Consider the following 26796-nt stretch of genomic DNA (forward strand, 5'->3'; position numbering starts at 1 on the left):
GCGGCCGTTCTCGTGGCAACGCATGCGCGTTCCACGTGTAAGCAGACCCTAGTCTAGACCCGCAAAACATGCCAGAGTTGCCAGAAGTCGAAGTCACGCGCCGGGGCATCGAGCCCTTTGTCGCGGGCCGCCGCGTCGAGCGTGTCGACGTCCGTACCGCGATGCTGCGCTGGCCCGTGCCGGCGGGGCTCGCCGAGCAGTTGCGCGCGCGCGAGGTGCTCGCCGTCGAGCGTCGCGGCAAGTATCTGCTGTTCGAGGTCGACGCGGGCTGGTTCATCGTCCATCTCGGCATGACGGGCACGCTGCGCGTGTTGCCCGCGGCGGGCGTGCCGGTCGCCGCGAAGCACGATCACATCGACTGGATCTTCGACGAATTCGTGTTGCGGTTCCGCGATCCGCGCCGTTTCGGCGCCGTGCTGTGGCATCCGCGCGAAGCGGGCGACGTGCATGCGCATCCGCTCCTCGCGAGCCTCGGCGTCGAGCCGTTCTCGCCGGCGTTCACCGGCGCGCTGCTGCACGCGCGCACGCGCGGCCGCACGGTGTCGGTCAAGCAGGCGCTGCTCGCGGGCGACATGGTCGTCGGCGTCGGCAACATCTATGCGTCGGAGAGCCTGTTTCGCGCCGGCATCCGGCCGACGACGGCCGCCGGCAAGGTCTCGCTGCCGCGCTACGAGCGGCTGGCCGATGCGGTGCGCGCGACGCTTGCCGACGCGATCGAGCGTGGCGGCAGCACGTTGCGCGATTTTGTCGGCAGCAACGGCGAAAGCGGCTATTTCCAGCTCGACTGTTTCGTCTACGACCGGGCCGGCCAGCCTTGCCGCGTATGCGGCACGCCGATCCGCCAGATCGTGCAGGGCCAGCGGTCGACCTATTTCTGCCCGACCTGCCAGCGTTGAAACCTTTTTCCACGACCAGATAACTTGAAGCCGCCCCGCATCGCTCCCGCTCCGTTTCCCGTCACGCCGCTGCACCGCACCTTCGCCACGCGCCTGATCGCGTGGCAGCGCGTGCACGGCCGCCACGACCTGCCGTGGCAGAACACCCGCGATCCGTACCGGATCTGGCTGTCGGAAATCATGCTGCAACAGACGCAGGTGTCGACCGTCGTCCCGTATTACACGCGCTTTCTCGAACGCTACCCCGACGTCGCCGCGCTCGCGGCCGCACCGATCGACGATGTGATGGCGCTGTGGGCGGGGCTCGGCTACTACTCGCGCGCGCGCAACCTGCACCGCTGCGCGCAGGTCGTCGTCGCCGAGCACGGCGGCGCGTTTCCGTCGACGCCTGACGCGCTGGCCGAACTGCCTGGCATCGGCCGCTCGACGGCGGCGGCGATCGCGTCGTTCGCATACGGCGCGCGCGCGACGATTCTCGACGGCAACGTGAAGCGCGTGCTCGCACGGGTATTCGGCGTCGAAGGATTTCCGGGCGAGAAGCGCGTCGAGAACGACATGTGGGCGCTCGCCGAATCGCTGCTGCCCGACGCTGCGAACGCGGCCGATGTGAGCGCGTATACGCAGGGGCTGATGGACCTCGGCGCGACGCTGTGCGTGCGCGGCAAGCCCGATTGCGCGCGCTGCCCGTTCGCGGGCGACTGCGTCGCGCAATCGACGGGCCGGCAGCGCGAACTGCCGGCCGCGCGGCCGAAGAAGGCCGTGCCGACGCGCAAGACCTGGATGCTCGTGCTGCGCGACGGCGATGCCGTGCTGCTGGAGCGGCGGCCGCCGGCCGGCATCTGGGGCGGCCTGTGGAGCCTGCCGCAAGCCGACGGCGACGCCGCGCTCGCGGAACTCGCGCGCGGCTTCGGTGGCGGCGGCACGGTGCCGCTCGCGCCGCTCACGCATACGTTCACGCATTTCCGGCTCGAGATCGAGCCGCGGCTGAGCGACCTGACGGATGATGGCGGCCCGCCGTCGCACGCGCGGGACGCGGATACCGCCTGGGTGCCGCTGAGCCGGCTCGATGCGTACGGCGTGCCGGCGCCCGTGCGCAAGCTGCTCGATGCGCTGAGCGGGCCGCTGCTGTAACGAAGGGAGAAGGGCGCGGCGCGGGCCGCGCGCTCGAGAAAACGCCGGGCGCCGCAGGTTTTCCGCCCCGAAGGACGTCCCTCGGGGGACTGGGCTTACAACCAGCCGTGCCGGTCGAGCACGTGGTGCACGGCGTCGATGCGCGCGCCGACGTCAGGAAACTCCATCAGCTTTTGCCGCGCGCGCAGGTCGAGCGGCAGCAGCTCCGCGAGGCGGTTCGACACCCAGCTCGGATCGTCGAGACGGAACGGCTCGCCGAACGGCAGCTTGCCCGGTTCGGATTTCTTCAGCGCGTCGATGATGCGCTCGAGCACCTCGGCGCACGAGCCGAACTGCGCGAGCGTCTGCTCGCTTTCGAGCGGGATGTCGTCGGGCAGCGGCTCCGCGATGCCGACCAGCAGCCCGTTGCCTTCGACGCGATACGACAGCAGCTCGAAACGTTGCGTGCCGACCGCCTGCAGATACAGCATCCCGAATTCGCCGGTATCGCATTCGGTGATGCGCGCCATGCAGCCGATGGTTTCGGGTACCGACACGGCGCCGTCCTGCGCGACTTCGGGCCCGCTCTTCAACAGGCACACGCCGAACGGTGCGTCGTCGCGCAGGCACGCGCGAGCCATGTCGAGATAGCGCGCCTCGAACACCTTGAGCGGGAGCAGGCCCCCCGGAAACAGCACCGTGTGCAGCGGAAACAGCGGCAGGTCGATCAGGGTGGTCGATAGTGAGGACATGGCGCGCGGGCGTTGGGGCTGGCGTCGGCTAGGGTCGATCGACCTCGGAGACGAGCCGCGACGACGCGTCGACATCCACTGGCGCGTCACGATGCCGCACGATCACGTTCGCCTCGCGTGCGAGGCGCGCGGCGAGCGCTTCCGCGATGAACACCGAGCGATGCTGACCGCCCGTGCAGCCGATGGCGACGGTCAGGTAGCTGCGGTTGTCATCGCGGAAGTGCGGCAGCCATTTCATCAGGAACGCATGGATGTCGTCGATCATCTGGTGGACGATCGGCAGTGCGTCGAGAAAGGCGATGACCGGCTGGTCGAGCCCGGTGAGCGGGCGCAACTCGTGGTCGTAGTACGGATTCGGCAGCGCGCGCACGTCGAACATCAGGTCGGCGTCGAGCGGCACCCCGCGCTTGAAGCCGAACGATTCGAACATCAGCATCAGCGCGGTGTCCTTCTGCTCGATGAAGCGCTTGACCCACGTGCGCAGCGCGTTCGCACGCAACGTGCTCGTGTCGATCTGGTGGCCGAATTCGGCGAGCGGCGCGACGAGGTCGCGCTCGCGCTCGATCGCTTCCTCGAGCGACGACAGCAGGCCGACGTCCGCATCGTGCGACAGCGAGCCGGACAGCGGATGGCGGCGGCGCGTTTCGGAGAAGCGCTGGATCAGCGACTGGGTGCTTGCGTTGAGGAACAGCACGCGCACGTCGTGCTCGCGCGACAGCTCGCGGATCAGGCCGGGCATTTCGTCGAGCGACGCGCTCGAGCGCGCGTCGATCGCGACCGCGAGCCGGCGCTGGCCGTCCTGGGCAAGGTAGCGGGCGAGTTCCGGGAGCACGTGCGGCGGCAGGTTGTCGACACAGTAATAGCCTGCGTCTTCGAGCGCGTTCAGCGCGACGGACTTGCCTGAGCCGGAGATGCCGGTGATAAGGACGATGCGCATGGGAAGCAGAGAATCCTGACGTTTCATCATAGCACCGGCTCGACGCGCCGGCGTGGCGCGGCCGGCGCGTGCGGGTTATACCAGCTTGCCGGGGAACTGACTGTCGGGATCTTGCATCGCGAGTCGTTGCCGATCCATGAAATCGCGCAACGTGTCGATTCCGCGCAACTGCAGGATCGTGTTCCGGACGGCTGCCTCGACGAGCACCGCGAGGTTGCGGCCCGCCGCAACCTGGATCGTGACCTTGCTGATCGGCAAACCGAGCACGTCGACGGTCTGGCTTTCGAGCGGCAGGCGCTGGAATTCGCCGTCGGGGCGCCGCACGAGCTGGACGATCAGCTTCAGCTTCATTTTCCGCCGTACGGCGGTCTCGCCGAAGATCGTCTTGATGTCGAGCAGGCCGAGGCCGCGCACCTCGAGCAGGTTCTGCAGCAGCGGCGGGCAGCGCCCTTCGACGAAATCGGGGCCAAGACGGACGAAATCGACCGCGTCGTCGGCGACGAGGCCGTGGCCGCGGCTGATCAGCTCGAGGCCGAGTTCGCTCTTGCCGAGGCCCGAATCGCCGGTCAGCAGCACGCCCATCCCGAGGATGTCGATGAAAACGCCGTGCAGCGTCGCGCGGGGCGCGAGGATGCGGGACATGTAGAGCCGCAGGCTGTCGATCACCGCGGCGGCCGACATCGGCGTCGTGAACAGCGGGGTCGACGAGCGCGTGCAGCGCAGCACGAGTTCGGGCGGTGCCGCGGCGCCGCCGGCGACGACGAGGAACGGCGGTTCGAGCGCGATCAGCTCGGCCATGTGGCGCGAGCGGTCTTCGTCGGTCTGCCGCTGGTAGTAGTCGATTTCGGCTTCGCCGAGCACCTGGATCCGGTTCGGGTGGATCAGGTTCAGGTGGCCGACGAGGTCGGCGCTCGACGTCGCGTTGCCGACCGTGTCGGCCGAAAAGCCGCGCTCCCAGCCTTCATGCCCCGTCAGCCAGCTCAGTTTCAGCGTGGCCGCGTTGTCGTCGAAGATGCTCTGGGCGTTGATGCTGGACGTATCCATGACTTCCGTCACTCCAATGGGCCGGTGCGTGCGCACGGCGACGGACGTCGCCATGCCGGGCCGGCGCCGGACGGCCCTGAACGGCGGCGTGTGCCGCCGCGTACGGGAAAATATTCCGCCCGGATCAACTCAAGGTTGCCACTGAGTGAGCAGGTGATGCAACTCGGCGATATCCGTTTCGTTGTGCAGACGCTCGCGCGCGTCGCGATCGGACAGCAGTTGCGCGATTTCCGACAGGATCTCGAGGTGCTGCTGGGTGGCTTGCTCGGGAACGAGCAGGAAAATCAGGAGGCCGACCGGCTGGCCGTCAGGCGCTTCGAACGGGATCGCATCGGCGAGCCGGACAAACGCGGCGAGCGGGTGCTTGAGCCCCTTGATGCGCCCGTGCGGAATCGCGACGCCTTCGCCGAGCCCGGTCGAGCCGAGGCGCTCGCGCGCGAACAGGTTGTCCGTGACGGTGCTGCGGGCGATGCCGTTCTGATTCTCGAACATCAGGCCGGCTTGTTCGAACACGCGTTTCTTGCTGGTGACCGAGAGGTCGATGACGACGTTCTCTATGGGCAGGATTTTGGCTAGGCGATTCATGTTGGCAGGCGATTGGGCGGCCTGGGGTCTCCTTGCGGCGGCAGACTGATTTTCCATGTTCGGCGATATCAAGACGTTCGGCATCGGCAACCTGCAACGCAGCTACCGCACCCAACGCCCCCCGGCGATAACCGGAACATTATAGAGCACAGCCGCTTGCGTGGCGCAGCACGGACGGACCGGTCGCGCCGCTGCGCGGAGTCGCAAAAAAAACGCCCGGCGAACCGGGCGGCGTGTGTGTTGCGGTGACGGTTACTGCGGCGGCAGTTCGATCTGATCGATCGACGGTTGAAGCTTGATCGGGTCGTGCGCGTGCGTTTGCAGGCGCTCCATGTGCTTGACGACCTGGCGATCCAGCTTGTCGATCAGCAGGTCGATCGCCGCGTACAGGTTACCGTTTGCGCTTTCGACGAAGATGTCCTTGCCCTTCAGGTGCAGGTTGATTTCCGCGCGCTGCTGCTTGTCCTTTTCTTTGTGGTTGTCGACCGAGAGGATCACAGTGCCATCGATCACCTGATCGCTATGCCGTAGCACCCTGTCCAGCTTGGTGATCACGTATTCGCGAATTGCAGGCGTGACTTCGAGATGATGTCCACTGATCTTCAGGTTCATAGTGCTTCTCCAAGCGAGTGACCACCCGGCCGCATCGAGGCGGCGCTCCGGTCGACTTGCCCGTGCCGCACGAAGCGGCGTATCGCGGACAGGTCGCCCGGCATGTTCCCCGTGTGCGCGGTGGCCGGGACACGCCTGCCGCCGGGCAGGCAGCAGGCTTAAAGAGACTTGCGCAGATTCACTGCCGGGATCTTGAGGGCTTCGCGATATTTCGCAACCGTGCGGCGTGCGACCACGAAACCCTGTTCTGCCAGCAGCTCGGCAATGCGGCTGTCCGAAAGTGGCGATTTTGGGTCTTCAGCTCCTATCAGTTGCTTGATGAGGGCTCGGATGGCTGTCGACGAAGCGGCGCCACCGGTGTCGGTCGAAACGTGAGATCCGAAGAAGTACTTAAATTCAAGCGTCCCGAACGGGGTCAGCATGTACTTTCCGGTTGTCACACGGCTGACAGTCGACTCGTGTAGGCCCAGCGTATCAGCAATTTCCCGCAAAACCAAGGGGCGCATGGCAATTTCACCGTGCGCAAAGAAATTCTTCTGACGCTCGACAATAGCCTGCGCGACACGCAGGATCGTGTCGAAACGCTGCTGGATATTCTTGATCAGCCAGCGTGCTTCCTGGAGCTGCTGCTTTAGCGAACCGGCCGACGGATCGCCGCGGCTGTTGCGCAGGATGTTCGCGTAGAGGCTGTTGATCCGCAGGCGCGGCATGACCTCCGTATTGAGCTCCGCGAGCCATCCCTGGCCGGCCTTCTTCACGATGATGTCGGGCACGACGTAGTCGGCCTCGGCGTTGCCGTACGCGGCGCCGGGGAACGGCTCCAGCGAGCGGATCAGCGCATGCGCGTCGCGCAGCGCGTCGTCGCTTGCCTTCAGGTGCTTGCGCAACCGCGTGAAGTCGCGTGCGGCGAGCAGTTCGAGATGCTGCGACACGATCTCGAGCGCGAGCGTGCGTGTCGGGGACGGATCGAGGCGCAGCAACTGCAGCTTCAGGCATTCGGATGCCGAGCGGGCGCCGACTCCGGCCGGGTCGAAACTGTGCAGCAGCGCGAGCGCCGCGTTCAGTTCGTCGCAGTCGATCTCCAGCTCGGGCGGCAGGTCGGCGAGCACTTCGTCGAGCGTGGCGGTCAGGTAGCCGTCGTCGTCGAGCGATTCGATCAGGAACATCACGAGCGCGCGATCGCGCGGGCCGGCCTGCGTGACGCGCAACTGCGCGGACAGGTGGTCGCGCAGCGACGTCGCCGCTTCCTGCACCTGCCGCGGCGGTAGATCGTCGTCGTCGGACGCGCCGCTCGAGCGGCCGAATTCGTCGAGATTCCATTGCGGGCCATCGTTGCCGTCGCCGGACCCGTAACCGTCGTATTCGTCCGCGCCGGCCGGCTCGTCGCGCTCCGCGCGCTCGCCCGACGAACTGCTGCTGTTCGCCCCGGCAGGCTCGGTGTTCTGCGCGGAAGGCGTCTGCGCGATCAGCGATCCGTCCGACGCGACGCGCAGCGGGCTCGAGATCCAGTCGTCGTCGTTCTCGAGCAGCGGGTTCTGCGCGACGGCCATCGCGACTTCCTGCTGCAATTCGAGCGTCGACAACTGCAGGAGCCGGATCGACTGCTGTAGCTGGGGCGTCAGCGCAAGATGCTGCGACAGGCGGAGTTGAAGGCTGGCTTTCATGGCAAGGAGGGAGTCATACCGGCAGTTTGCCACGACCCAGGCGCGTTGAGCCATCCGCGATTACGCGCGGCGCGCCGCCCGGCCGCGGGCATGGCCGCGAAGCGGGGCGCGGCCCCGCGCGGCCATGCCGGGCGGGGTGCAGCCAGCCACGAGGGGAGAGGTTACATGCGGAAGTGTTCGCCGAGGTACACGCGGCGAACGCTTTCGTTTTCGATGATTTCGCTCGGAGCGCCGGAGGCGAGCACCGAGCCGTCGCTGATGATGTAGGCGTGGTCGCAGATGCCGAGCGTTTCACGGACGTTGTGATCGGTAATCAGCACGCCGATGTTGCGCTGCTTCAGGAACTTGACGATCTTCTGGATCTCGAGCACCGCGATCGGGTCGACGCCGGCGAACGGTTCGTCGAGCAGGATGAAGTTCGGGTTGGTTGCGAGCGCGCGCGCGATTTCGACACGGCGCCGTTCACCGCCCGACAGCGACAGCGCGGGGTTCTCGCGCAAGTGGCCGATCTGCAGTTCGTCGAGCAGTGCTTCGGCGCGCGACGAGATCGCGTCCTTCGACAGGCGTTTGCCGTCTTCGCCGAACTGCAGCTCGAGCACCGCGCGGATGTTTTCCTCGACGGTCAGCTTGCGGAATACGGACGCCTCCTGCGGCAGGTACGACAGGCCGAGCGACGCGCGCTTGTGGATCGGCAGCAGGCTGATCGAGCTGCCGTTCAGCGAGATCTCGCCCGCGTCGAGCGGCACGAGGCCGACGATCATGTAGAACGAGGTGGTCTTGCCGGCGCCGTTCGGGCCGAGCAGGCCGACGACTTCGCCGCTCTTCACGTCGAGCGACACGTCCTTGACGACCGTGCGCGAGCCGTAGCGCTTCTTCAGGTTGCGGACGACGAGCGAACTCGTGGTGCCGGCCGGCTGGCGGTTCGGTAGCGCGTTCATTGGTCCGGCGCTCCCTGGATCGTGGTCGACGGCGACAGCTTCGCCGGCGCGCCGTTCAGCGGAGCGGGGCCGCCGCTCTTCGGCGACAGCATCGCGCGCACGCGGCCGTTCGGGTTGCCCGGCGCGGCGACGTCCTTGCCGCCCTTCGCGGTGTAGAAGTCGCGCTGGCCGTCGTACGTGATCACGCTGCCGTGCACGGTATCGGCGATAGTCGATGCGCCCTGCAGGCGGCGCACGGTCGCGGCGGTCGTCAGCGTGGTCAGGTCCTGCTTGCCGTCGTAGTCGATGCGCTCGCCGTCGCCGTCGATGTACTCGTCGAGGCCTTCGCGCTTCTGCCGGAACGTCGCGTGCTTCTTGCCGCTGCCGAACGAAGTTGCGTACTGATAGCCTTCGGGGTCCTGGCGCACTTCGACGCGATCGCCCTTGATGATGATCGTGCCCTTCGTGATCACGACGTTGCCGGTCGCGACCGTGACCTGCTTCAGGTCGTCATAGGTCAGGTTGTCGGCCTCGACGTTGATCGGCTTGTTCTGGTCGGCCTTCTCGGCATGGGCGAGCGGCGCCAGCCCGACCAGCGGGAGCGCCACGAGCGTCGCGGCGAGCGCGGCGCGGACGGCGCGCGCAGCGCCGCCGGAATTCTGTCGAGGGAACGGTTCGTTCATGCAGTCACGTGAGGGAAGCGTCACTTGGGTTGACCTTTCGAGCCGCCGGACGTGTTCGCCGCGGCGATCGTGCCGCGCACGTTGCCGTAAAGCTCGATGACCCGGGTGACGTTGTTGTACTTCATGCCGTCGGTCGCGTTGACGAGCGACAGGCCGCGCTGAAGTTTAACCGGCTTTTCGGTCTGGATCACATCGTCATTGACGAAGATCCGGAAATGCTGGGAATCGGCCTGCATCTGCGGGTCGCCGCCGCCGGCCGCGCGCAGGATGCGCGCGTCATCGTACAAATCGACGATCGACACGTCGCCGTTGACGATGCCGCGCTTCGCGGTGGTCGTCACGACCGGCTTGCCGGGCTGGAATGCGCGCATGGCCGGATCGGCCAGGTCGCTGTTTTCGGTGTCTTCGTAATGGATCAGCTTCGCGGCCGTCAGCCGGTACTGGGTCGTGCCGGACTGGTCGAGCTCGGTGACCGAGAAGTTGTCCGCGAAATAATCGGGCGTATGGCGCTTCGGCTGCACGGTGCCCTCGCCGGGCGGCGGCAGCGTCGCCTGCAGCAGCCACCAGGTGATGCCCGCGAGCGCGGCGACCGCGGCGAGCGGCAGCAACTGGGTCCAGCGGAAATGCTTGTCCATTCGTCAGGCTCCGCAGGCGGCTGCGAGCAGCGCGTCGTAGCGGCGCTGCGCGCGCAGGATCGCGTCGCAGACTTCGCGCACGGCGCCCTGGCCGCCGCGGGCCTCGGCCACCCAGTGCGCGCGGGCGATCACCTCCGGGTGCGCGTTCGCGGGCGCGGTCGCGAAGCCGCAACGCAGCATCACGGGCAGGTCGGGCCAGTCGTCGCCCATGTAGCCGCACGCGTCGGCGGTGAGGCCGAGCGATGCGATCAGGTCGGTGAACACGGCGAGCTTGTTCTCAACGCCCTGGAACAGGTGCGCGATCTTCATTTCCTTCGCGCGCGCCGCGACGATTTCCGAGCGGCGGCCCGTGATGATCGCGGTCGCGATGCCGGCTTCGCCGAGCAGCTTCACGCCGTGGCCGTCGAGCGAATTGAACGACTTCATCGCATCGCCGGCCGCGGTAAACAGCAGGCCGCCGTCGGTCAGCACGCCGTCGACGTCGAAAATCATCAGCTTCACGCGGCTCGCGCGTTCGGCCGCAGTCAGTGCTGCGCTCATCAGATCACCTTCTTCGAAAACAGGTCGTGCATGTTCAGCGCGCCGATCAGCGCGCCGTCGGCATCGACCACCAGCATCTGGTTGATCCGGTGGCGCTCCATCAGTTCCACGGCCTCGACCGCCAGGTGATCCGGGGCGATGGTGCGCGGGTCGCGCGTCATCACTTCGGTGATCGGCAGCGTGCGGAAGTCGCCGTCGCGCGCGAGCACGCGGCGCAGGTCGCCGTCCGTGAAGATGCCCGCGACCTTGCCGCCGGCGTCGACCACGGCGGTCATGCCCAGGCGCTTCGCGGTGATCTGGAACAGCGCGTCCGACAGCGTCGCGTCGAGCCCGACGGACGGGACGTCGTCGCCCGAGCGCATCACGTCGCGCACGTAGGTGAGCAGGCGCCGGCCGAGCGCGCCGCCCGGATGCGAGCGCGCGAAATCCTCCGAACCGAAGCCGCGCGCGTCGAGCACGGCGACGGCGAGCGCATCGCCGAGCGCGAGCGCGGCGGTCGTGCTCGCGGTGGGCGCGAGGTTCAGCGGGCACGCTTCCTTGGCGACCGCGGCGTTCAGGTTCACGTCGGCGAGCGTGCCGAGGCTCGACCCCGCGCGACCCGTGATCGCGATCAGCTTCGCGCCGATCCGCTTGACGAGCGGCAGGATCGCGATGAGCTCTTCCGATTCGCCGGAATAGGAGATGCCGATGAAGACGTCGTCGGCGGTGACCATCCCGAGGTCGCCGTGGCTGGCCTCGGCAGGATGAACGAAGAAGGCTGGCGTGCCGGTGCTGGCCAGCGTTGCTGCGATCTTGCGGGCGATATGCCCCGATTTGCCGATACCGGACACCACCACGCGGCCGCGGCAGCCGAGCAGCAGCGCGACGGCCTCGACGAAGCCGCCGTCGAGCTGGTCGCGCAGCGCGCGCACGGCGTCCGCCTCGATGTCGAGCACGTCGCGGGCGAGCGCGAGCGCCCGGTCATCATTGATTTTCGCTATCATGCGCGGAGTATAGCAAAGGCGTTTGTTCGCCGCGCCGCGCCTTCGGACTCGTCCGATATCGCCTGACCACCGCCACCACCCGTGCCCGCATTGCCGTGGCCCCGACGAACGAGGACGCTTCGCCCGTGATTTCCCCGCTCGAAATGACCCTGCTGCTGCTGCTGGCCTCGGTAGTGGGCGTCGTCGTATTTCGCTCGTTGAACCTGCCGCCGATGCTCGGCTACCTGACCGTCGGCATCGTGGTCGGCCCGCACGCGTTCGGCATCACGGCGGATCTCGAACGGGCCGAGCATCTCGCGGAATTCGGCGTGGTGTTCCTGATGTTTTCGATCGGCCTCGAGTTCTCCCTCGCGAAGCTGAGGTCGATGCAGCGGCTCGTGTTCGGGCTCGGGCTGCTGCAGGTCGTCGCTACCCTCGTGCTCGCGCTCGTGCTCGGCGCGCTGTTCGAGCACTGGGTGCACATCACGTGGCAGGGCAGCATCGCGCTCGGCGGCGCGCTCGCGATGTCGTCGACGGCGATCGTGTCGAAGATGCTCGCCGAGCGGCTTGAGATCGAGACCGAGCACGGCCGCAACATCTTCGGCGTGCTGCTGTTCCAGGATCTCGCGGTCGTGCCGCTGCTGATCGTGATCGCCGCGTTCGGCGCCGAATCGTCGAAGGACCTCGCGCTCACGCTCGGCTTCGCGGCGGTCAAGATCGTGATCGCGCTCGCGCTGCTGCTGATCGTCGGCCAGCGCTTCATGACGCGCTGGCTCAACGTCGTCGCGCGGCGCCGCTCGCAGGAGCTGTTCGTGCTGAACCTGCTGCTCGTCACGCTCGGCGCCGCGTTCATCACCGACCGCTTCGGACTGTCGCTCGCGCTCGGCGCGTTCATCGCGGGGATGCTCATTTCCGAGACGCCGTTCCGCCATCAGGTGGAGGAGGACATCAAGCCGTTCCGCGACGTGCTGCTCGGCCTGTTCTTCGTGACGACGGGGATGCTGCTCGATCCGCGCGTGATCTGGGAGCACCCGTTGCTCGTGCTCGGTTTCTTCGTCGGGCAGATCCTGTTCAAGGGGACGATGATCGCCGGGCTCGCGCGGCTGTTCGGCGCGACGCCGGGCGTCGCGATGCGCACCGGCATCGGCCTTGCGCAGGCCGGCGAATTCGGCTTCGTGCTGCTGAACCTGATTCTCGACCGGCATCTCGTCGATGCGACGCTGCTGCAGGCGATCCTCGCGTCGATGCTGCTGTCGATGCTCGCCGCGCCGTTCCTGATCCAGAACGCCGACCGGATCGTGATGCGGCTGTCGTCGACCGAATGGATGCAGCAGTCGCTGCAGATGACGCGGATCGCGACGCAAAGCCTCAAGCAGCGCGGCCACGTGATCATCTGCGGCTACGGCCGCGCGGGCCAGAACCTGGCGCGCATGCTCGAACAGGAAGGCATTTCGTACGTCGCGCTCGACCTCGACCCCGATCGGGTGAGCGCGGCCGCGACGGCCGGCGAATCGGTCGTGTTCGGCGACGCGGCGCGCCGCGAGTCGCTGGTCGCGGCCGGTATCCACCGTGCGGCGGCCGTCGCGATCACCTATGCGAACACGCCGTCGGCGCTGCGCGTGCTGCACCACGTGCACGAGCTCGAGCCGACGCTGCCCGCGATCGTGCGCACCGTCGACGATGCCGATCTCGAGAAGCTGCTCGCGGCCGGCGCGACCGAGGTGATTCCGGAGATCGTCGAGGGCAGCCTGATGCTCGCGTCGCATACGCTGGTGCTGGTCGGCGTGCCGATGCGCAAGGTCGTGCGGCGCGTCGAGGAGATGCGCGACGAGCGCTACCGCCTGCTGCGCGGCTATTTCCGCGGCGCGGACGACGCGGACGACGACGACCACGAGCAGGTGCGGCTACAATCGGTGCCGGTCGATGCGCGTGCGGACGCGGTCGGGCGCTCGCTGGAGGAACTCGGGCTGTATGCGCTCGGGCTGGAGGTCACGGCGATCCGCCGGCATGGCATCCGCGGCGTCGAACCCGATCCGCAGACCAAGCTGCGCGCGAGCGACATCGTGGTGCTGCGCGGGCTGCCCGAGGCGCTCGCGCTCGCGGAGGAGCGGTTGTCGCGCCATCGGCGCGAGCCGCCGGCCGCAGCTGCATGACCCGCGATTCATAACCTGACCCGTATTTATTCGAAACGGTGCCCGATCTTCGCGCACCGTTTTTTTCGGAGAGTTTCATGCCGCATTCGTCGTCGGGCGCGCCGCTCGATCCGGTCGCCTTCATCCACAGCCAGATCCGCACGGTGCCCGACTGGCCGCAGCCGGGCGTGATGTTCCGCGACATCACGACGCTGCTGCAGAGCCCGAAGGCGCTGCGCATCCTCGTCGACCTGTTCGTCGAGCGCTATGTCGATGCGAAGCTCGACTACGTCGCGGGCCTCGACGCGCGCGGCTTCATCATCGCGCCGATCGTGGCGTACGAGCTGAGCGTCGGCTTCGTGCCGATCCGCAAGGTCGGCAAGCTGCCGTACAAGACGCGCTCGGAATCGTACGACCTCGAATACGGCAGCGCGACGGTCGAGATCCACGAGGATGCGTGCCGCCCGGGCGACCGCGTGATCATCATGGACGACCTGATCGCGACCGGCGGCACGATGATGGCGGGGCGCAACCTGCTGCAGCGGCTCGGCGCGGTGGTCGTCGAAGGCGCGGCGATCATCGACCTGCCCGATCTCGGCGGCTCGGCGCTGCTGCGCAACGCCGGACTGCCCGTCTATACCGTCACCGAATTCGCCGGCCACTGAACGCCGGCTCACGCAGCGAGGTCACGATGCCCAACTTCATGCTGTTTCTCGCCACGTCGATCGCGATCACGTTCGCGCCCGGTCCCGACAACCTGCAGGTGCTCGCGCGCGGCATCTCGCAGGGCCGCGCGGCCGGCTTCGTCGCCGCGCTCGGCTTCACGGCCGGGATCCTGTTCCACACGACGCTCGCGGCGCTCGGCGTCGCGGCCGTGCTGCGTTCGTCGCCGGTCGCGTTCCAGATCCTGAAGCTCGCGGGCGCCGCGTACCTCGTGTGGATCGGCATCAAGGCACTGCGCAGCCAGGGGCTCGCGAATGCGCACGCGCGTCCGCCGCAGCCGCTCGGCACGATCTTCCGGCAGAGCGTGATCGGCAACCTGATGAATCCGAAGGTCACGCTGTTCTTCGTCGTGTTCCTGCCGCAGTTCGTCGATCCGCACGGCGCGCAGGGCGTGACGCTGCAGATGTTCGAGCTCGGCGCGCTGTTCATGCTGCAGACGGCCGCGATCTTCTCGCTGTTCGGCGTCGGCGCGGGCATGATCGGCGCGTGGCTGAAGCGCCGCCCGAAGGCCGGCGTTTGGCTCGACCGGATCGCCGGCGCGACGTTCATCGCGATCGGCATCCGCGTTGCGCTGAAGGACTGAGGGCGATGACGTTTCCGTGCATCGCGGCCGCGCGCTGCTTCGATCCGGCCGCGCACCTGCGTTTCGAGATCGCCGGCCAGGCGGTCGGCTGGGTGCGCCGCCAGGACGTCGCGAAGCTCGCCCGCTGGCCCGACGTGTTCGAGCTGACCGGCGAGCGCGTCGTGCTGTCGGCGCGCTACGACTCGGTCGATGCGCGCAGCATGGCGCTGGCGAGCGCGATCGGCGCGCTCGCGGCCGAAGGCGCGATTCCCGGCTGGCGCGACGAGATCTACGCGATCCGCAACCGCTTCGACGATCCGCCGCTCGCGTACATCGAGCGCGCCGCGTCGCGCTTCTTCGGCACGCAGACTTATGCGGTGCACCTGAACGGCATCGTAGAATGTGCGGTTGCGCCGGGCGAGCCGTCCGCCGCGGCGCCGCCGCAGATGTGGCTCGGCCGCCGCAGCGAGACCAAGGCAACCGACCCCGGCATGCTCGACAACGTCGTCGCGGGCGGGATCGGCTGGGGCCTGGGCGTTCACGAGACGCTCGCGAAGGAATGCTGGGAAGAAGCCGGCATTCCGGCCGAACTGGCCGCGCGCGCGATCGCGGGCCGCGCGGTGCAGGTGCTGTGCTCGCTGCCGGAAGGCACGCAGTCCGAACTGATCTTCGTGTACGACCTGCCGCTGCCGCCCGATTTCGCGCCGCGCAACCAGGACGGCGAAGTGGCCGAGCACCTGCTGGCCGGCGTGCCCGAGGTGGTCGGCTGGCTGCGCGCGGGCCGCGCGACGATGGACGCGAGCCTCGCGACGCTCGACACGCTGCTGCGCCACCGCTGGCTCGCGGCGGCCGACGCGGCGGGTATCGACGCGCTGTTCGCACCGGCCGCGTGACGCGTGCCGCGACGCGCGGCACGGCGGCGCGAACGGGCAATTTGACGAATACGGAAACAAAGGGAGTAGCGGTCATGCCGACCGATCACAGCTTTATCTTGAAACTGTCGTGCCCCGACCGGCACGGCATCGTCCATGCGGTCTCGGGCTTCCTGTTCGAGCGCAGCAACAACATCCTCGATTCGGCGCAGTTCGGCGACAGCCGCACCAGCGAATTCTTCATGCGCGTGCACTTCGAGCAGGACGGCGGCGGTGCGGATGCCGCGTCGGCGCTCGACACGCTTCGCAAGGAATTCGCGCCGCTCGCCGAGCAATTCTCGATGCGCTGGGAGCTGCATGACGCGGCCGTGAAGCCGCGCGTCGTGATCATGGTGTCGAAGATCGGCCATTGCCTGAACGACCTGTTGTTCCGCTATCGCACCGGCCAGCTGCCGATCGAGATCCCGGCGATCGTGTCGAACCACAAGGAGTTCTACCAGCTCGCCGCAAGCTACAACATCCCGTTCCATCACTTCCCGCTGATCGGCGGTTCGTCCGACGCCGCGAAGGCCGCGCAGGAAGCGCGCGTGCTGGATGTGATCGACGAGCACCAGGCCGATCTCGTCGTGCTCGCGCGCTACATGCAGATCCTGTCGCCGAACCTGTGCAAGCAGCTCGCCGGGCGCGCGATCAACATCCACCATTCGTTCCTGCCGAGCTTCAAGGGCGCGAAGCCTTACTACCAGGCATTCGATCGCGGCGTGAAGCTGATCGGCGCGACCGCGCACTACGTGACGACCGATCTCGACGAAGGCCCGATCATCGAGCAGGAAGTCGAGCGCGTCGACCACAGCATGACGCCCGACCAGCTGACCGCGATCGGTCGCGACGTCGAGTGCGTGACGCTCGCGCGCGCGGTGAAGTGGCACGTCGAGCACCGGGTCGTGCTGAACGGGACGAAGACGGTCGTGTTCCGCTGATCGGCCATTTGCGTGCGCCGGACGCCGGTCGGCGCGGCACGCAAACAAAAACGCCGCGCCCTTCACGGGGCGCGGCGTTTTTTTATTATCGTGCGCGGCGCGGGCGTCAGATCAGCCGCAGCATGTACAGCTCACGCTTGACGTACGCGTAGAAGATCGGCGCGGCGATCACGCCCGGCAGCCCGAACGCGGCTTCCATGAAGAGCATCGCGAGCAGCAGCTCCCACGCGCGCGATTCGATCTGGCCGCCGATGATCTTCGCGTTCAGGAAATATTCGAGCTTGTGGATGATCACGAGGAATGCGAGCGACGCGATCGCGGTGCCCATGCTGACCGACATCGACACGGCGACGATCAGCGTGTTCGAGATCAGGTTGCCGATCACGGGCAGCAGGCCGACGATGAACGTGACGAGCACCAGCGTTTTCGACAGCGGCAGCCGCTCGTGGAAGATCGGCAGCGCGACGAGCAGGTAGATGCCCGTGAACGTTGCGTTGATCGCCGAAATCTTGATCTGCGCGAACACGATCCGGCGGAACGCCTCGGCGAAGCGCGACACGCGCGTGACGAGCGCGGTCGACAGCGGGCGGCGCACCTTGCCGTGTTCGACGCCGATCGCGATCATCGCGCCGATGATCATCCCGAACAGCACATGGCCGAAGCCGCGCGCGACGCTTTTGCCGCTTTGCTGAAGCTGATCCATGTGCGCGTGCATCAGCACGGCCGCCTTCGTCTTCATCTGCTCGACGTCGACGGGCAGCAGGTTCGCGATCCACGCCGGCGTGCGTGCACGGGTCTGCTCGACGATCTGCATCAACTGGCCGAGCAGGCTCTGCAGGTTCGGCACCGTGTGTTCGAAGTGATCGATGATGCCGATCGTCAGGCCGGTGAGCCCGCCGACGATCACGATCGCCAGCAGCACGACGGCGACCCAGCGCGCACGCATGCTCGTCGTATGGCGTTCGATCACGGGGGCGATCGTGTGGATCAGCTGGTAGACCAGAAGGCCCGCGAGCAGCCCGCCGAGCAGCTTGAGCTCGATGACGAGCACCATCGTGACGAGCGCGAACAGGTAGCTGCCGATTTCGATCGCCGACAGCTTAGGCATGCTGAAGTCGCTCGTCAGCCGCACGCTGCGCAGGTGCGGCTCGCGGTTCTGCGCATCGCGCGACTCTTGTTGCTTCTCCATCGTGGATTCCTGTCGTTCGTGTGTCATGCCGCGGAATGCGCGGCAGAGCGGCGCTCGCCCGGCGCCGCACCGGATTGGTGCGGATGGCGAACCTTACGACCGTAAAGTATAGCCGCCATTATGGGCCGCAAACGGGCCGTTTGGCGCGTGGTGTAAACGCAGAAGGGAAAACGAGGAGGGGCAGATCGGGCGCGCGGCCAGGCGGCCGCGCGCGGGAAGGGCGGGACGCGGGTCAGCCGGCCGCGGCTTTGCGGGCCGGACGCTTGAGCAGCGGCGCGAGGTACCTGCCGGTAAAGCTCGCCTTCGTTTTCGCGACCTGCTCGGGCGTGCCCTGCGCGATGATCTGGCCGCCGCCGGCACCGCCTTCGGGGCCGAGGTCGATCACCCAGTCGGCCGTCTTGATCACGTCCAGGTTGTGCTCGATGATCACGACCGTGTTGCCCTGGTCGCGCAGCCGGTGGATCACCTCGAGCAGCAGCGCGATGTCGTGGAAGTGCAGGCCGGTGGTCGGCTCGTCGAGGATGTACAGCGTGCGGCCGGTGTCGCGCTTCGACAGCTCCAGCGACAGCTTCACGCGCTGCGCCTCGCCGCCCGACAGCGTCGTGGCCGACTGGCCGAGGCGGATGTAGCCGAGGCCGACGTCGAGCAGCGTCTTCAGCTTGCGCGCGATGACCGGCACCGCGCTGAAGAACGCGTACGCGTGCTCGACCGTCATGTCGAGCACTTCGCTGATGTTCTTGCCCTTGTATTGCACATCGAGCGTTTCGCGGTTGTAGCGCTTGCCGTGGCACACGTCGCACGGCACGTAGACGTCCGGCAGGAAGTGCATCTCGACCTTCAGCACGCCGTCGCCCTGGCACGATTCGCAGCGGCCGCCCTTCACGTTGAACGAGAAGCGGCCCGGATCGTAGCCGCGCTCCTTCGAGGTCGGCACGCCCGAGAACAGCTCGCGGATCGGCGTGAACAGGCCCGTGTAGGTGGCCGGGTTCGAGCGCGGCGTGCGGCCGATCGGCGACTGGTCGACGTTGATCACCTTGTCGAAGTGCTCGAGCCCCTCGATCGCCTCGTGCGGCGCCGGCTCGGCCGACGAGCCGTACAGGTGGCGTGCGACCGCGTGATACAGCGTGTCGTTGATCAGCGTCGACTTGCCGGAGCCCGACACGCCGGTGATGCAGGTCAGGAGGCCGACCGGCAGCTCGAGATCGACGTGCTTCAGGTTATTGCCGTGCGCGTCGACGATGCGCAGCATCCGCTCGGGATCGGGCGCGAGCCGCTCGTCCGGATACTCGATCGTGCGCTTGCCGAGGAGGTACTGGCCCGTCAGCGACTGCGGGTTCGACTGCACCTGCTTCGGCGTGCCTTCGGCCACGATCACGCCACCGTGCTCGCCCGCGCCGGGGCCCATGTCGACGACGTAGTCGGCCGTGCGGATCATGTCCTCGTCGTGCTCGACGACGATCACCGAGTTGCCGAGGTCGCGCAGGTGCTTGAGCGTCGCGATCAGGCGATCGTTGTCGCGCTGGTGCAGGCCGATCGACGGCTCGTCGAGCACGTACATCACGCCCGTCAGGCCCGAGCCGATCTGCGACGCGAGCCGGATGCGCTGCGCCTCGCCGCCCGACAGCGTTTCGGCGCTGCGCTCGAGCGACAGGTAGTCGAGGCCGACGTTGTTCAGGAACGTCAGCCGCGCGACGATTTCCTTGACCACCTTGTCGGCGATCTCGCGCTTCGCGCCTTCGAGCGTCAGGCCGTCGAAATAGCCGAGTGCGTCGCGCAGCGGCCAGCCGCTGATTTCATAGATGCCGCGCGCGTAGTCGCCGGTGCCGATCCGCACATGGCGGGCTTCGCGGCGCAGGCGCGTGCCGTCGCACGACGGGCACGGCTGGTTGTTCTGGTACTTCGACAATTCTTCGCGCACCGCGACCGAATCGGTCTCGCGATAGCGGCGCTCGAGGTTGGGGATGATCCCTTCGAACACGTGCTCGCGGATCGTCGTGCGGCCGCGCTCGTTGATGTAGGAAAACGGGATGGTTTGCTTGCCCGAGCCGAACAGCAGCACCTTCCTGATCTTTTCCGGCAGATCCTCGAACGCGGCGTCGATGTCGAATTCGTAGAATGCCGCGAGACTCTGCAGCATCTGGAAGTAGAACTGGTTGCGGCGGTCCCAGCCCTTCACGGCACCGGCGGCGAGCGACAGCGACGGGTGCGCGACGACCCGCTTCGGGTCGAAGAACGTGATCTGGCCGAGGCCGTCGCATTCCGGGCACGCGCCCATCGGGTTGTTGAACGAGAACAGGCGCGGCTCGAGCTCCTGCAGCGAGTACGAGCAGATCGGGCACGCGAACTTCGAGCTGAACAGGTGCTCGTGGTTGGACTCCATCTCGAGCGCGATCGCGCGGCCGTCGGCGAGGCGCAACGCCGTCTCGAACGATTCGGCGAGGCGCTGCTTCATGTCCGGGCGCACCTTCAGGCGATCGACGACGACGTCGATCGTGTGCTTGTCGTTCTTCTTGAGCTTCGGCAGCGACTCGACCTCGTAGATCTTCGCGACGCCTTCGTTCGCGGTGCCGCCGCCCGAGCACACGCGAAAGCGCACGAAACCCTGCGCCTGCATGTCCTCGAACAGCTCGGCGTGCTCGCCCTTGCGGTTCGCGACGACGGGCGCGAGGATCATCAGCTTGGTTTCCTCGGGCAGCGCGAGCGCCGCGTCGACCATCTGCGACACGCTCTGCGCCTCGAGCGGGATGTCGTGGTCGGGGCAGTACGGCGTGCCGACACGTGCGAACAAAAGTCGCAGGTAGTCGTGGATTTCCGTGACCGTGCCGACGGTCGAACGCGGGTTGTGGGACGTCGCCTTCTGCTCGATCGAGATCGCGGGCGACAGACCCTCGATCAGGTCGACGTCGGGTTTCTCCATCAACTGCAGGAACTGGCGGGCATACGCGGACAGGCTTTCGACGTAGCGGCGCTGGCCCTCGGCATAAAGGGTGTCGAACGCGAGCGACGACTTGCCCGACCCGGACAACCCGGTAATCACGATCAGCTTGTGGCGCGGCAGGTCGAGATTGACGTTTTTCAGGTTGTGGGTGCGTGCCCCACGGATACGGATCTGTTCCATGAACCTGGCGAAAATGGAGGGGACCAAACCTGCTACTATAACGGCTTTTCGAGGCCGTCGTTTGGGGGCCCCAGCCTTTACAGCAGGTGGCAGCAAGACGGCGCCTGCGCCGGGGAAAGCGGTCGCACCGCGCGATTCCAGGCGGCCTGTGGGCTACCTGCATCATGCCCCGACGATTGCCAGCCGGGCCTCCCGGGCCGATGGTCCTGATCTTCCGCCGCCCGGTGCCGGGCGGGCATTCCGATCATTCGAAATTCATTCCCGATGTCCAATCCGTCCGCCACGTCTTCCCGCATGAGTGCGCCCGAACTGCGCGCGACCACGTCGCTCGCGGCGATCTTCGCGCTGCGCATGCTCGGCCTGTTCATGATCATGCCGGTGTTCTCGGTCTACGCGAAAACCATCCCGGGCGGCGACAACGTGCTGCTCGTCGGCATCGCGCTCGGGGCCTACGGCGTCACGCAGTCGCTGTTCTACATTTTCTACGGCTGGGCGTCCGACAAGTTCGGCCGTAAGCCGGTGATCGCCACGGGCCTCGTGATCTTCGCGCTCGGCAGCTTCGTCGCCGCGTCCGCGCACGACATCACGTGGATCATCGTCGGCCGCGTGATCCAGGGGATGGGCGCCGTGTCGTCCGCGGTGCTCGCGTTCATCGCCGACCTGACCTCCGAGCAGAACCGCACGAAGGCGATGGCGATGGTCGGCGGCTCGATCGGCGTGTCGTTCGCGGTCGCGATCGTCGGCGCGCCGATCGTGTTCCACTGGGTCGGGATGAGCGGGTTGTTCGCGATCGTCGGCGTGCTGTCGATCCTCGCGATCGGCGTCGTGGTGTGGATCGTGCCCGACGCGGCAAAGCCCGTGCACGTGCCCGCGCCGTTCGCCGAGGTGCTGCACAACGTCGAGCTGCTGCGCCTGAACTTCGGCGTGCTGGTGCTGCACGCGACGCAGACCGCGCTGTTCCTCGTCGTGCCGCGCCTGCTGGTCGACGGCGGGCTGCCGGTCGCCGCGCACTGGAAGGTCTACCTGCCGGTGATGGGGCTCGCGTTCGTGATGATGGTCCCGGCGATCATCGTCGCGGAAAAACGGGGCAAGATGAAGCCGGTGCTGCTTGGCGGCATTCTGGCTATCCTGATCGGTCAATTGCTGCTGGGCAGCGCGCCGCATACCATCCTGATTGTGGCGGCGATCCTGTTCGTCTACTTCCTCGGGTTCAACATCCTGGAAGCGTCGCAGCCTTCGCTCGTGTCGAAGCTCGCGCCGGGTTCGCGCAAGGGCGCGGCCACGGGCGTCTACAACACCACGCAGTCGATCGGGCTCGCGCTCGGCGGCATCGCGGGCGGCTGGCTGCTGAAGCACGGCGGCGCGAACACGGTGTTCTACGCGTGCTCTGGGCTCGTTGCCGCGTGGCTTATAATCGCGGCCAGCATGAAAGCGCCGCCGCGCAAGGCCTGAACCTACTTCGGGCAGGCACCGGCGGCGTTCGCCGGCTTGTCCGGCGGGCCGTTCCGACGATAGGCGCGGGCGGCCCGGCATCGAATTTACTGGAGAAACACATGGCATCCGTCAACAAGGTCATCCTCGTCGGCAATCTCGGCGCCGATCCTGAAGTCCGTTACCTGCCGAGCGGCGACGCGGTTGCGAATATCCGTCTCGCGACGACCGACCGCTATAAGGACAAGGCAAGCGGCGATATGAAGGAAATGACCGAGTGGCATCGCGTCGCGTTCTTCGGCCGTCTGGCGGAAATCGTCAGCGAATACCTGAAGAAGGGTTCGTCGGTCTATATCGAAGGCCGCATCCGCACGCGCAAGTGGCAGGGCCAGGACGGCCAGGATCGCTACTCGACCGAAATCGTCGCCGACCAGATGCAGATGCTCGGCGGCCGCGGCGGTGCGGGCGGCGGCGGCGGTGGCGGTGACGAAGGCGGTTACGGCGGCGGCTACGGTGGTGGTGGCGAGCAGATGGAACGTGCCGGTGGTGGTGGCGGTCGCGCCGGCGGCGCGGCGCGTGGCGGTGCGCCGCGTGGCGGTGCTGCCGGCGGTGGCGCGCAGAGCCGCCCGAGCGCACCGGCCGGCGGCGGCTTCGACGAGATGGACGACGATATCCCGTTCTGATCGGCAAGTCGGCATCCTGCATTACGATGGGCCCGAATGTCCGAGTCAAGCCAGTCGCTTGGCCCGGGTTTTCGGGCCCTTCTTCGTTTACGTCCTCATACCGCGCACTCCAGACGAAACGTGGCTGACGAACTTCCCGACCTCATCGCTCCTCATCTCGACGTGCTGTTCTGCGGGATCAACCCCGGCATGACCGCGGCCGCGACCGGGCATCACTTCGCGGGGAGAAACAATCGCTTCTGGCGCGTCATCCATCTCGCGGGCTTCACGCCAGCGGAAATTTCGCCGCAGGGCGATCGCGCGATACTCCGGTACGGCTGCGGCCTGACGACGGTAGTGAAGCGGCCGACCGCGAGTGCCGATCAGCTTTCGCGCGCGGAATTCATCGGCGCAGCCGCAGAGTTCGAGCAGAAGGTAGCGCGTTATGGGCCGCGCTTTGTCGCCTTTCTCGGCAAGGCCGCGTACTCGGCGCTTTCCGGTCAGCGCGAAGTCGCGTGGGGATTGCAAACGGCCCGGATACAGCGTGCGAGTGTCTGGGTGTTGCCCAATCCCAGCGGGAGAAATCTCGCGTTCGGCCTCGACGATCTGGTCGACGCGTACCGTCAGCTCCATCTGCAGGCAAAGACCGTATCCGGTCGTCAACCGGAGGGGCGGGATGCGGCGCAATGACACCGCACTTCCGTGGCCGGGCAACGTGTTGTCGCGTGCGTTCTTCGACCGCGCGGCCACCGACGTCGCGCCGCAATTGCTCAACAAGATCCTTGCGGCAGCGGACGGCCGGGCCGGCCGCATCGTCGAAGTGGAAGCGTATGCCGGCGCGATCGACCCGGCGGCGCACACCTATCGCGGCAAGACGCCGCGCAATGCGACGATGTTCGGGCCGCCGGGGCACCTCTACGTGTATTTCACATACGGCATGCATTGGTGCTGTAACTGCGTGTGCGGCCCAGAAGGTACGGGCACGGGCGTGCTGATCCGTGCGCTGGAACCGCTGCAGGGGCTCGAACGCATGCGCGCGGCACGGCCGCCGCAGACGCGCGATCGCGACCTGTGCCGGGGGCCGGCCCGGCTGACCCAGGCGATGGGGATCGGCGGCGCCCAGGACGGCGTCGACCTGGCTGGCGCGCGCGAAGGGTTCGCGATCGTCGACGACGGCATGGCGCCGCCCGCGAATCCGACAGGCGGGCCGCGCATCGGCATTCGCGTCGGCATCGATCTCCCGTGGCGGTGGAGCGTGCCCGGCAACCGGTATGTATCGGGGGCGCTGCCGCGCACCTGATGTGTGCCGCGCGCGGTCGAACGCAATTCGACCTGCGTCATGTGGCCGCCATTATTGACGGGCTATGCTGCTCCTTTCGACGTTTCGATCGAGGGGACACCATGCGGCGGGTCGTATTCAACCAGAAGGGCGGCGTGGGCAAATCGACGATCGTCTGCAACCTGGCGGCGATCAGCGCGAGCGAAGGGCTGCGCACGCTCGTCATCGACCTCGATGCGCAGGCGAACTCCACGCGCTACCTGCTCGGCGACGCGGCGGACGACGCGCAACCGGGCGTCGCCGGCTTCTTCGAAACCGCGCTGACCTTCAACTTCCGTCCGGTCGACGTCGCATCGTTCATCCATCCGACCCCGTTCGAAGGGCTCGACGTGATGCCCGCGCATCCGGATCTCGACACGCTGCACGGCAAGCTCGAATCGCGCTACAAGATCTACAAGCTGCGCGACGCGCTGAACGAACTCGACACCTACGACGCCGTGTACATCGACACGCCGCCCGCGCTGAATTTCTACACGCGCTCGGCGCTGATCGCGGTCGAGCGCTGCCTGATCCCGTTCGACTGCGACGATTTCTCGCGCCGCGCGCTGTACACGCTGCTCGAGAACGTGAAGGAAATCCAGCAGGACCACAACGAGGCGCTCGAGGTGGAAGGGATCGTCATCAACCAGTTCCAGCCGCGCGCGAGCCTGCCGCAACGGCTGGTCGACGAGCTCGTCGAAGAAGGGCTGCCGGTGCTGGCGTCGAGGCTGTCAGCGTCGGTGAAGATCCGCGAGTCGCATCAGCAGTCCACGCCGGTGATCCACCTCGATCCGGGGCACAAGCTCGCACAGGAGTTCCGCGCACTGCATCGCGAACTGGCCGGCTGATCCCGCGCATGCCGGTGTCGACCGCGGCCGCTTCATGCGGCCGTTTTTCCATTCCGACCCGCAATTCATCCGATCATTGATTCGTTCATTAATAATCCCGGAAACGATTTCAAAAAAATCGAAATAACGATTACATAAGTGACCGCTTCATTTTCAATGCGCACCTGTTTTCTAATAACCGGAATAATGCGCTGGTAAATGTTGCGCGAAGTCATGGTGCGCTATGCTGTAAAAATGTAAAAAGCGTTTCCGGACGGTGGGTTGAGGCGGCTTCTCTGCGATGTCGATGTGCCGCGGGCTTCAGCAGCAGTTCGGCCAAAGAGTACGGGTTTATACCTAGTATTAATGCCATTTAATTGACAATTAATCGATCTAGAATGGCATCCTTCACACCAGCATCAAAATAAGTGGCGGGTTGCCAATAAGGAAGCAGGCTTTTGATCTGGCTTCCATTTTTCTTTACGTCCTCTCTCGCATTGCCAACAGGAGCGTGCCCGATGTCCGTATTTGCCCCCGAAAAATTCGCCGCCGAATATCAATCCGGAATCGCAGCGTGGTTTGCGATCGCCCGTCCGGCGATCCACGGTTTCGAGGCTGTCGTCGAACTCAACGTGCAAGCGGCCCGGACGGCGCTCGACGAGTATGAGGACAAGCTGAAGAACGCGTTCAACAGCAACAATCCTGTCGCGGGCTTCGCGCAGCAGGTCGCCGCGCCGCAGGAAACGGCCGGCAAGGTTGTGTCGTACGGCCGCCATCTGTTCGACATCGCGGTGTCGACGCAATCCGAATGGGCGAAGGTCGCGCAGGCGCAGTACGAACAGAACGACAAGCGCCTGAAGGACGCGCTCGGCGAACTGTCGAAGCATGCGCCGGCCGGCTCGGCGCCCGTGGTGGCCGCGCTGAATACGGCGCTGTCCGCGGCGACCGCCGCGGCCGACTCCGTACGCGCCGCGACGGGGCAGGCGATCGAGGCCGCCCAGAGCGGCTTCGACGCGGTCAGCGAAACGGCAACGCGTGGCGCCAAGCAGACGGCTGCCGCCGCGCGCAAGGACGCAGCGGCCACGCGCGAATCGGCCGCGTAATCACGTAGCCACGTGAGAGCGTGTCGCGTGCGAGCGCGACACGATTGATCGGCGCCGGACGTGCGCCGGACGCCGTGTGTGCCACGCGGTGTCCGGCGCACGTCCGGTTCGCTGCAACGCGCCGGCGCATGGGCGGCCCGTGCCGGCATGCCGCTGGTGCGACCGGGCGCTGCCCGTGGCGCGGCAGCATACGACCGCTATCGCGCCGGATGGCCCAAGGTGCGCCATCGCCAGTTGCAGCCGGCCCGTGCCGGCGTCAGAACGACAAACCGATTTCGATGCAGGAATTGAACATGACGGACGTAGTGATCGTATCGGCCGCGCGGACCGCGGTCGGCAAATTCGGCGGCTCGCTTGCGAAGATTGCGGCGCCGGAGCTGGGCGCGACGGTGATCCGCGCGGTGCTGGAGCGTGCGGGCGTGAAGCCCGATCAGGTCAGCGAAGTGATCATGGGCCAGGTGCTGACGGCCGGCTCGGGGCAGAACCCGGCGCGGCAGTCGCTGATCAAGGCCGGGCTGCCGGCGGCAGTGCCGGGGATGACG

27 protein-coding genes are annotated in these 26796 nt (G+C 66.8%); 14 read left to right on the forward strand and 13 right to left on the reverse strand.

The window, feature by feature from the left end; all coding sequences use genetic code 11:
- The first annotated feature begins 68 nt into the window (after nucleotides 1–68).
- Nucleotides 69–896 carry a bifunctional DNA-formamidopyrimidine glycosylase/DNA-(apurinic or apyrimidinic site) lyase gene (gene mutM / locus BFF94_RS23355; RefSeq protein ID WP_048246970.1) on the forward strand — a complete coding sequence of 276 codons (828 nt, stop codon included), beginning with the start codon at nucleotides 69–71 and terminating at the stop codon, nucleotides 894–896.
- Between the two features lie 24 nt (nucleotides 897–920).
- Entirely contained in the window at nucleotides 921–2027 is a 1107-nt protein-coding gene (mutY, locus tag BFF94_RS23360) for an A/G-specific adenine glycosylase (protein WP_219139908.1), read from the forward strand.
- Between the two features lie 95 nt (nucleotides 2028–2122).
- Here the strand turns inward: mutY and BFF94_RS23365 are convergent, their stop codons facing one another.
- The 11 genes from BFF94_RS23365 to kdsD all read right to left on the reverse strand — a co-directional run bounded on the left by BFF94_RS23365 (nucleotide 2123) and on the right by kdsD (nucleotide 11358).
- Nucleotides 2123–2758, reverse strand: a complete 636-nt coding sequence (locus BFF94_RS23365; RefSeq protein ID WP_128843964.1) for an LON peptidase substrate-binding domain-containing protein — start codon at nucleotides 2756–2758, stop codon at nucleotides 2123–2125.
- 28 nt (nucleotides 2759–2786) lie between these two features.
- The gene (rapZ, locus tag BFF94_RS23370; protein WP_128843963.1) at nucleotides 2787–3695 is read right to left on the reverse strand and encodes an RNase adapter RapZ; all 909 of its coding nucleotides are present in this window, start codon (nucleotides 3693–3695) and stop codon (nucleotides 2787–2789) included.
- Between the two features lie 75 nt (nucleotides 3696–3770).
- A complete protein-coding gene (hprK, locus tag BFF94_RS23375) occupies nucleotides 3771–4739 on the reverse strand; it encodes an HPr(Ser) kinase/phosphatase (RefSeq protein ID WP_011353227.1) in 969 nt (322 codons plus the stop codon).
- A gap of 129 nt (nucleotides 4740–4868) precedes the next feature.
- Entirely contained in the window at nucleotides 4869–5408 is a 540-nt protein-coding gene (locus tag BFF94_RS23380) for a PTS sugar transporter subunit IIA (protein ID WP_128843966.1), read from the reverse strand.
- 168 nt (nucleotides 5409–5576) lie between these two features.
- Entirely contained in the window at nucleotides 5577–5936 is a 360-nt protein-coding gene (gene hpf, locus BFF94_RS23385) for a ribosome hibernation-promoting factor, HPF/YfiA family (protein WP_006477786.1), read from the reverse strand.
- A 158-nt stretch (nucleotides 5937–6094) separates the two neighbouring features.
- Nucleotides 6095–7600 carry an RNA polymerase factor sigma-54 gene (locus tag BFF94_RS23390; RefSeq protein WP_128843962.1) on the reverse strand — a complete coding sequence of 502 codons (1506 nt, stop codon included), beginning with the start codon at nucleotides 7598–7600 and terminating at the stop codon, nucleotides 6095–6097.
- A gap of 161 nt (nucleotides 7601–7761) precedes the next feature.
- Nucleotides 7762–8538 carry an LPS export ABC transporter ATP-binding protein gene (gene lptB / locus BFF94_RS23395; protein WP_128841468.1) on the reverse strand — a complete coding sequence of 259 codons (777 nt, stop codon included), beginning with the start codon at nucleotides 8536–8538 and terminating at the stop codon, nucleotides 7762–7764.
- Nucleotides 8535–9200 (reverse strand): lipopolysaccharide transport periplasmic protein LptA, encoded by a 666-nt coding sequence (gene lptA, locus BFF94_RS23400; protein ID WP_219139909.1) that lies wholly within the window; start codon nucleotides 9198–9200, stop codon nucleotides 8535–8537. Before lptA ends, lptB begins: the two co-directional genes overlap by 4 nt.
- Before the next feature lie 20 nt (nucleotides 9201–9220).
- Nucleotides 9221–9835, reverse strand: coding sequence for an LPS export ABC transporter periplasmic protein LptC (gene lptC, locus BFF94_RS23405; protein WP_128841467.1), 615 nt, complete (start codon nucleotides 9833–9835; stop codon nucleotides 9221–9223).
- Nucleotides 9836–9838: 3 nt separating this feature from the next.
- Entirely contained in the window at nucleotides 9839–10375 is a 537-nt protein-coding gene (locus BFF94_RS23410) for a KdsC family phosphatase (protein ID WP_128841466.1), read from the reverse strand.
- A complete protein-coding gene (kdsD, locus tag BFF94_RS23415) occupies nucleotides 10375–11358 on the reverse strand; it encodes an arabinose 5-phosphate isomerase KdsD (RefSeq protein ID WP_128841465.1) in 984 nt (327 codons plus the stop codon). The genes BFF94_RS23410 and kdsD overlap by 1 nt, the downstream gene beginning before the upstream one ends.
- A 125-nt stretch (nucleotides 11359–11483) precedes the next feature.
- Between kdsD and BFF94_RS23420 the strand changes: the two genes are divergently transcribed.
- From BFF94_RS23420 to purU, 5 genes are all read left to right on the forward strand, one after another.
- The gene (locus BFF94_RS23420; RefSeq protein ID WP_128841464.1) at nucleotides 11484–13490 is read left to right on the forward strand and encodes a monovalent cation:proton antiporter family protein; all 2007 of its coding nucleotides are present in this window, start codon (nucleotides 11484–11486) and stop codon (nucleotides 13488–13490) included.
- A gap of 77 nt (nucleotides 13491–13567) precedes the next feature.
- Nucleotides 13568–14134 carry an adenine phosphoribosyltransferase gene (locus tag BFF94_RS23425; RefSeq protein ID WP_040141994.1) on the forward strand — a complete coding sequence of 189 codons (567 nt, stop codon included), beginning with the start codon at nucleotides 13568–13570 and terminating at the stop codon, nucleotides 14132–14134.
- A gap of 26 nt (nucleotides 14135–14160) precedes the next feature.
- Nucleotides 14161–14775, forward strand: coding sequence for a LysE family translocator (locus BFF94_RS23430; RefSeq protein WP_128841463.1), 615 nt, complete (start codon nucleotides 14161–14163; stop codon nucleotides 14773–14775).
- A 5-nt stretch (nucleotides 14776–14780) separates the two neighbouring features.
- Nucleotides 14781–15647, forward strand: a complete 867-nt coding sequence (locus BFF94_RS23435) for an NUDIX hydrolase (protein ID WP_219139910.1) — start codon at nucleotides 14781–14783, stop codon at nucleotides 15645–15647.
- A gap of 74 nt (nucleotides 15648–15721) precedes the next feature.
- Nucleotides 15722–16606, forward strand: coding sequence for a formyltetrahydrofolate deformylase (gene purU / locus BFF94_RS23440; protein ID WP_128841470.1), 885 nt, complete (start codon nucleotides 15722–15724; stop codon nucleotides 16604–16606).
- A gap of 106 nt (nucleotides 16607–16712) precedes the next feature.
- Here purU and BFF94_RS23445 read toward each other — a convergent pair whose 3' ends face one another.
- The gene (locus BFF94_RS23445; RefSeq protein WP_162285526.1) at nucleotides 16713–17795 is read right to left on the reverse strand and encodes an AI-2E family transporter; all 1083 of its coding nucleotides are present in this window, start codon (nucleotides 17793–17795) and stop codon (nucleotides 16713–16715) included.
- A gap of 232 nt (nucleotides 17796–18027) precedes the next feature.
- Nucleotides 18028–20913, reverse strand: coding sequence for an excinuclease ABC subunit UvrA (gene uvrA / locus BFF94_RS23450; protein ID WP_128841462.1), 2886 nt, complete (start codon nucleotides 20911–20913; stop codon nucleotides 18028–18030).
- A 264-nt stretch (nucleotides 20914–21177) separates the two neighbouring features.
- Between uvrA and BFF94_RS23455 the strand changes: the two genes are divergently transcribed.
- The 7 genes from BFF94_RS23455 to BFF94_RS23485 form a co-directional block, all read left to right on the forward strand.
- Complete coding sequence (locus BFF94_RS23455; protein ID WP_128841461.1) at nucleotides 21178–22365, forward strand: MFS transporter; 1188 nt, start codon at nucleotides 21178–21180, stop codon at nucleotides 22363–22365.
- Between the two features lie 101 nt (nucleotides 22366–22466).
- Entirely contained in the window at nucleotides 22467–23027 is a 561-nt protein-coding gene (locus tag BFF94_RS23460) for a single-stranded DNA-binding protein (protein WP_128841460.1), read from the forward strand.
- A gap of 120 nt (nucleotides 23028–23147) precedes the next feature.
- Nucleotides 23148–23696: a G/U mismatch-specific DNA glycosylase gene (gene mug / locus BFF94_RS23465; protein ID WP_128841459.1), complete on the forward strand. Its 549-nt coding sequence runs from the start codon at nucleotides 23148–23150 to the stop codon at nucleotides 23694–23696.
- Nucleotides 23683–24306: a DNA-3-methyladenine glycosylase gene (locus BFF94_RS23470; protein ID WP_128841458.1), complete on the forward strand. Its 624-nt coding sequence runs from the start codon at nucleotides 23683–23685 to the stop codon at nucleotides 24304–24306. Before mug ends, BFF94_RS23470 begins: the two co-directional genes overlap by 14 nt.
- Nucleotides 24307–24407: 101 nt before the next feature.
- On the forward strand, nucleotides 24408–25172 hold the full coding sequence (locus tag BFF94_RS23475) for a ParA family protein (protein WP_128841457.1): 765 nt from the start codon (nucleotides 24408–24410) through the stop codon (nucleotides 25170–25172).
- Nucleotides 25173–25669: 497 nt separating this feature from the next.
- The gene (gene phaP / locus BFF94_RS23480) at nucleotides 25670–26254 is read left to right on the forward strand and encodes a TIGR01841 family phasin (protein WP_128841456.1); all 585 of its coding nucleotides are present in this window, start codon (nucleotides 25670–25672) and stop codon (nucleotides 26252–26254) included.
- A 293-nt stretch (nucleotides 26255–26547) separates the two neighbouring features.
- Nucleotides 26548–26796: thiolase family protein (locus tag BFF94_RS23485; protein WP_504740296.1), on the forward strand; the 249-nt coding region annotated here is incomplete at its 3' end.

The sequence above is a fragment of the Burkholderia catarinensis genome (genome assembly GCF_001883705.2).
Classification (GTDB): domain Bacteria; phylum Pseudomonadota; class Gammaproteobacteria; order Burkholderiales; family Burkholderiaceae; genus Burkholderia; species Burkholderia catarinensis.

Excerpts from the sequence above, each read along its gene's own strand:
- mutM (WP_048246970.1), top strand. The coding sequence starts at position 69 with ATGCCAGAGTTGCCAGAAGTCGAAGTCACGCGCCGGGGCATCGAGCCC.
- BFF94_RS23365 (WP_128843964.1), bottom strand. The coding sequence starts at position 2,758 with ATGTCCTCACTATCGACCACCCTGATCGACCTGCCGCTGTTTCCGCTG.
- rapZ (WP_128843963.1), bottom strand. The coding sequence starts at position 3,695 with ATGCGCATCGTCCTTATCACCGGCATCTCCGGCTCAGGCAAGTCCGTC.
- hprK (WP_011353227.1), bottom strand. The coding sequence starts at position 4,739 with ATGGATACGTCCAGCATCAACGCCCAGAGCATCTTCGACGACAACGCG.
- BFF94_RS23380 (WP_128843966.1), bottom strand. The coding sequence starts at position 5,408 with ATGCCGAACGTCTTGATATCGCCGAACATGGAAAATCAGTCTGCCGCC.
- hpf (WP_006477786.1), bottom strand. The coding sequence starts at position 5,936 with ATGAACCTGAAGATCAGTGGACATCATCTCGAAGTCACGCCTGCAATT.
- BFF94_RS23390 (WP_128843962.1), bottom strand. The coding sequence starts at position 7,600 with ATGAAAGCCAGCCTTCAACTCCGCCTGTCGCAGCATCTTGCGCTGACG.
- lptB (WP_128841468.1), bottom strand. The coding sequence starts at position 8,538 with ATGAACGCGCTACCGAACCGCCAGCCGGCCGGCACCACGAGTTCGCTC.
- lptA (WP_219139909.1), bottom strand. The coding sequence starts at position 9,200 with ATGAACGAACCGTTCCCTCGACAGAATTCCGGCGGCGCTGCGCGCGCC.
- lptC (WP_128841467.1), bottom strand. The coding sequence starts at position 9,835 with ATGGACAAGCATTTCCGCTGGACCCAGTTGCTGCCGCTCGCCGCGGTC.
- BFF94_RS23410 (WP_128841466.1), bottom strand. The coding sequence starts at position 10,375 with ATGAGCGCAGCACTGACTGCGGCCGAACGCGCGAGCCGCGTGAAGCTG.
- kdsD (WP_128841465.1), bottom strand. The coding sequence starts at position 11,358 with ATGATAGCGAAAATCAATGATGACCGGGCGCTCGCGCTCGCCCGCGAC.
- BFF94_RS23425 (WP_040141994.1), top strand. The coding sequence starts at position 13,568 with ATGCCGCATTCGTCGTCGGGCGCGCCGCTCGATCCGGTCGCCTTCATC.
- BFF94_RS23430 (WP_128841463.1), top strand. The coding sequence starts at position 14,161 with ATGCCCAACTTCATGCTGTTTCTCGCCACGTCGATCGCGATCACGTTC.
- BFF94_RS23435 (WP_219139910.1), top strand. The coding sequence starts at position 14,781 with ATGACGTTTCCGTGCATCGCGGCCGCGCGCTGCTTCGATCCGGCCGCG.
- purU (WP_128841470.1), top strand. The coding sequence starts at position 15,722 with ATGCCGACCGATCACAGCTTTATCTTGAAACTGTCGTGCCCCGACCGG.
- BFF94_RS23445 (WP_162285526.1), bottom strand. The coding sequence starts at position 17,795 with ATGGAGAAGCAACAAGAGTCGCGCGATGCGCAGAACCGCGAGCCGCAC.
- uvrA (WP_128841462.1), bottom strand. The coding sequence starts at position 20,913 with ATGGAACAGATCCGTATCCGTGGGGCACGCACCCACAACCTGAAAAAC.
- BFF94_RS23455 (WP_128841461.1), top strand. The coding sequence starts at position 21,178 with ATGTCCAATCCGTCCGCCACGTCTTCCCGCATGAGTGCGCCCGAACTG.
- BFF94_RS23460 (WP_128841460.1), top strand. The coding sequence starts at position 22,467 with ATGGCATCCGTCAACAAGGTCATCCTCGTCGGCAATCTCGGCGCCGAT.
- BFF94_RS23470 (WP_128841458.1), top strand. The coding sequence starts at position 23,683 with ATGCGGCGCAATGACACCGCACTTCCGTGGCCGGGCAACGTGTTGTCG.
- BFF94_RS23475 (WP_128841457.1), top strand. The coding sequence starts at position 24,408 with ATGCGGCGGGTCGTATTCAACCAGAAGGGCGGCGTGGGCAAATCGACG.
- phaP (WP_128841456.1), top strand. The coding sequence starts at position 25,670 with ATGTCCGTATTTGCCCCCGAAAAATTCGCCGCCGAATATCAATCCGGA.